Origin of the sequence: Mesotoga sp., assembly GCF_035363035.1 — a bacterium.
Lineage (GTDB): Bacteria > Thermotogota > Thermotogae > Petrotogales > Kosmotogaceae > Mesotoga.
In genome coordinates, this window is the sequence record NZ_DAOSEH010000131.1 from 1 (window position 1) to 4,049 (window position 4,049).

The 4,049-nt window shown below is 47.2% G+C and carries 4 protein-coding genes; all 4 read right to left on the reverse strand.

Translation table 11 applies throughout. From position 1 onward, the window contains the following. Positions 1-421: 421 nt before the first annotated feature. The gene (locus tag PKX57_RS11485; protein WP_472417442.1) at positions 422-1,300 is read right to left on the reverse strand and encodes a type II secretion system protein; all 879 of its coding nucleotides are present in this window, start codon (positions 1,298-1,300) and stop codon (positions 422-424) included. 72 nt (positions 1,301-1,372) lie between these two features. Next, the gene (locus PKX57_RS11490) at positions 1,373-1,885 is read right to left on the reverse strand and encodes a PulJ/GspJ family protein (protein WP_169698670.1); all 513 of its coding nucleotides are present in this window, start codon (positions 1,883-1,885) and stop codon (positions 1,373-1,375) included. 7 nt (positions 1,886-1,892) lie between these two features. After that, the gene (locus PKX57_RS11495; RefSeq protein WP_472417444.1) at positions 1,893-2,222 is read right to left on the reverse strand and encodes a type II secretion system protein; all 330 of its coding nucleotides are present in this window, start codon (positions 2,220-2,222) and stop codon (positions 1,893-1,895) included. A 10-nt stretch (positions 2,223-2,232) separates the two neighbouring features. Next, on the reverse strand, positions 2,233-4,049 hold a 1,817-nt coding region (locus PKX57_RS11500; RefSeq protein ID WP_472417446.1), incomplete at its 5' end, for a hypothetical protein.

Genomic DNA, 4,049 nt, shown 5'->3' on the forward strand with positions numbered 1-4,049 from the left:
TATATTCGCTGGGATTTATATCATAATTTTTTATATTTTTCCAACCAAAATTGCATAAAAATCAATAGAAGAATATATGTATGGAGGGCGAATCATTTACATATACCATATATAGGGGCCCGTCCCGTGCGGTATTGACTAGCGGGAGAGTTCTCATAAAATTGCTTGAAAAGCGCATATTACTGACGGGAAAGAAAAAGTCTCGGTCACCTTTGCATCTTCCAGAATCCGAGAGGGATGTTTGTACACGATAAAAAGAAATTATTCTGTTGCCTTGAGCATTTTAAGGGTCGATATATCGACTTTTTTCCCGATTATCTTCTCGGGTTCCCTTCGAATCTTCATAGAGGAATTTTACAGTGATCATATAGTCAGATTCAGGGCTTGTTTGAAACCTGCTTCCAATAGGCTCTGTGCTTTTCTAGCTTTTTTTCTCTTCAATGATTTCAAGTTTGGTTATATCGACTTCTCTTGTGTAATCTCTGTGGTACCACTTTTTGTGCTCTGCGCTATAGAAGATCCACCAGTTATTGTCGCGGCTAGTACCGCCGTCCGTATAAGTTACTCTGAAGTCATAGCCAGTTGCAGGAGTGACTATAATGATATTATCAGTCGAGCTGTTGGAGAAGACTCTGGGGTTGTAATTAATCTTGTTTACCGGAAGGGACCATTCATCGGGGTTTAGACCTAGGTCCGTGTATCTTGTATCTTTCCATGTGCTCAGCACTCTTCCAGTAAGTTGAAAAGTATCTATCAAATCTATCATTTTCGGGATTATCTCCTGGAAAGTGGAGCCAAGGGAAGTAAGCTTACCAGATTCGACCGCTCCTGAAGACCCAAGCGAAAAAGAATAGTAAACGGTAAGTTCATCAGAATCGGAAGGAAGCCCACCCGAAAGATATTCTAGATTGGCCAGATCGGGAAAAGGCGAAGATGTGGCCGAAGTTATAATCGCCCTCAAAGATTGAACATCGACCTTGGCATTCGAAAAGATAACATACTCTCTCTCTTCGCCAGCAGTCCAGGCTATACCATACTTAGGATTTTTCGATACATTTCTCCCGAGCTCATTTATCGTCTGGGGCAGTTCTCCGTCAAGGTAGATTTTACCCGCAAAGGCCTTAGAGAGTGTCATGAGGTCTTTTGCGACGGAAACAGCTTGGGATTTTCGCATAGCGTTTATTCCAATAGGAGTCACAACGGCTATAAGGGCAGCGATGACGGCAAGGACTATAAGCAATTCTACAAGAGAAAATCCATTTCTTCTATCGATTCCGAATATCTCTCTTCTCATATCCATCCATTCCTCCAAGTCTGTTCTGCAAATTTGCTGCAACCTCATGCCAAAGCGCGACCGGAGTCTTGAATTGGATTATCTCTTATAGCTAACCGATGAGCCTGAACCCGAACGGTCCCTGAGATTGTAAACGGCGACAGATGTACTTACGCTCTCGCTTATACTACCGTTGTTAGCACTGGAAGCTGTAATGGAAACATCCATCATTACCCTCATGTCCTGCACCGTTCTCAGTGCGAACGTCAGGCTCGAGACGCTTACCTGTGAAGGATCGTTCATGTTCTGTTCGTTTGTTCTGCTTGAAGCAGTCCCCTGAAATCTCTTTATAGTATTGTTTTCAAGCAAGATCACTATCCAGTCCGACCCCTGCGGGGAGCTGGTAAACTCCAGCTCCGTTGCCCATCTGAATTCCTCGGAGATCCTTTCCACAAGCGACCTGAGATTTCTGCTGAGCAATGCCGTCTCCTGAGACGTCTTGAATATTCTCCAACCAGCGGCAAAGACAGAAAAGGCTATCGCGACGATAATAGACGACACGAGAAGAACGATCGTTATTTCCGCAAGAGTCAATCCGGTCTTTCTCTTCATACAATTCTCACCGGCTTCTCAAGAAGATTCCGATCTGCTTTCCCTCTGCGAAATTCTTTGTGACCAGCTCGCCGGATACGGTTACGTTACTGCCGTCTATATCTACATTCACGCTGTACGACTGACCTCTTGTTGAAACGAAGATCTCCTCCTCGAGATCGTTCTGGACAACTGCCAGTTCGGCAGTGACAAACCTGTTCTTATGGGCCTGCCTCATACTGTTTGCCAGTAACGGCAGTATTGTTGCGACAATGACCACTATTATCAGAAGGCTCATGAGAACCTCTACAAGAGAGAAGCCGGAAACTCTACTCTTCAAACGCCTAGATTCTTCCATTCTTACCACCTCACCTGCTCCATATCTCAATTTCTTCATTACCCTCGCCGTCCCCGATCAGTCCTATCGACTGAGGTGGAAAAAGATCCTCGGTATCGGGTTCAAAGACAACTGTCGAACTACCGGTAGCCACGAAACGATCGGCGACAATCGCACCTTTAACGGTCGCGCTTCCCACCATATTTACAGTAGAGTTTGGCGCATAGACTGCCGTAACGTCTGCCATGGGATTCCCGTGAAGGTTGACCGTCGGTCCGCCGCTTATGATTAGCCCGTAGACCTCGCCCGATCCGCCAAGACTGGCCGAAGCCCTCTGAATATGGAGAGTACCCGTGTAGCGAATGTTTCCCGTAAGATCCAGATCGCTTGAGCCCGCGTAATTGACACGAACGGCATTTCTGTCACCCCCGTAGTTGAAAGTGCTCCCCCCTCCCATGTTGAAGCCGGTGCTGGCGTAAACGAGCATGTTCCCACCGCTGGCCAGATTTATGTTTCCCTGCTGAATGTTCAGAGTACTGCAGTTCATTACTCCCTTGCTTATACCGTTCATATTGGCGTTTCCGCTAAGTTGAACCGTTCCCGCGATCTCAAACTGCTGCTTCGAGCCGTTCATGAAGTCCATGGTTCCACTCGAAAGACTCATCGACGAGGCCTTAATCAGGGCCTGTGAAGCCACTCGTATCGTTCCGTTCCCCGAAGTTGAGAAGGCCTGACTTGAGTCCACGAAGAGATTCTCGAGCTGCAGCAGTCCGCTATTTCCAAGCTGAGTCTGACCCTTCGAATAAAGCGTAGAGATCTCGACGTTCAGGTTTCCCGAAGCCGAGAAATTACCGTCCGTGTAGATGTTCAGCTTTGCCGAATTGAGAGTGGTAATCCCGCTACCGCTTATTGAAGCGTTGCCATCGATATAGAGATTTAGCGTCCCCGGTCCGTTGACCTCGATTCTTGCGCTTCCACTTACCGAAAGAGAGTTAGCGTTGATCGAGATATTGTTGCCCTGCAGATTGAATATAAGCCTGCTGCTGCCGGACACGTTTATATTTCCGTACTCCCCACTCTGAGTAACGGTGAAAGTAGAATTGCCGCCAACATTCAGATTCCCGTGACCTGGTAAACCTTCAGGGAAGGTCGGAAATGTCGGAAAGCTTATCGACGATGGAGGATCAGGAAAATTAGGCAGCTCGTACTCCCTTTCCTGATCGAGATTCTGTATAGGATGGTTATTGAGCCATGTGCTGTTCCAGATATTCGTTCTAGTTACGACCGCATTGGGATAGGAAATCGATTGCCATGGAATATCGGGATTGACACTTGGATTTACGTGAGTGTCTCCGCCGACTCCAACGTATATCGTGCCTGTAATCATATTGTTCCCTGAACCGATATTGACCGAACCCGGAATTATCGAATTCGTCCCGGCCCTGCCTTCAATTCTAGAACTTCCGCCAATACCTATATAGCTTTTAGTAAAAACGGCCATATCGAAGACCGGAAACTCATAAGCGCCTCCGGCAAAGGCAAGGTTAAGCACCACACTCTCTACCGCGGCGCTCCTTATTCCGTAAGAGACTATCTTGAACTCGGTACCGGAAGAATCTGAGAAGATTGCGAAAGCCACATCGTTCGAACTCGACTGAAGAGCGCTCTGCACGGCATCTCTGACCAACTGGATACCAGTATCCCAATTATCACCGTCCTGCCAGGCCTCGACGAGTTCGAAATTCCCACTTCCGCCTTCGGTTATTGTTCCCCTGAAAACACCCCTGGCGTCTTTAGTTTCATCTTTCTCCAGGAGAGCCCTGGCGATCTCGACTCCTGAAAGCGCTC

Bases quoted from the DNA above. Each gene is read 5' to 3' on its own strand.
- PKX57_RS11485 (WP_472417442.1), bottom strand. From the start codon at position 1,300: ATGGATATGAGAAGAGAGATATTCGGAATCGATAGAAGAAATGGATTT.
- PKX57_RS11490 (WP_169698670.1), bottom strand. From the start codon at position 1,885: ATGAAGAGAAAGACCGGATTGACTCTTGCGGAAATAACGATCGTTCTT.
- PKX57_RS11495 (WP_472417444.1), bottom strand. From the start codon at position 2,222: ATGGAAGAATCTAGGCGTTTGAAGAGTAGAGTTTCCGGCTTCTCTCTT.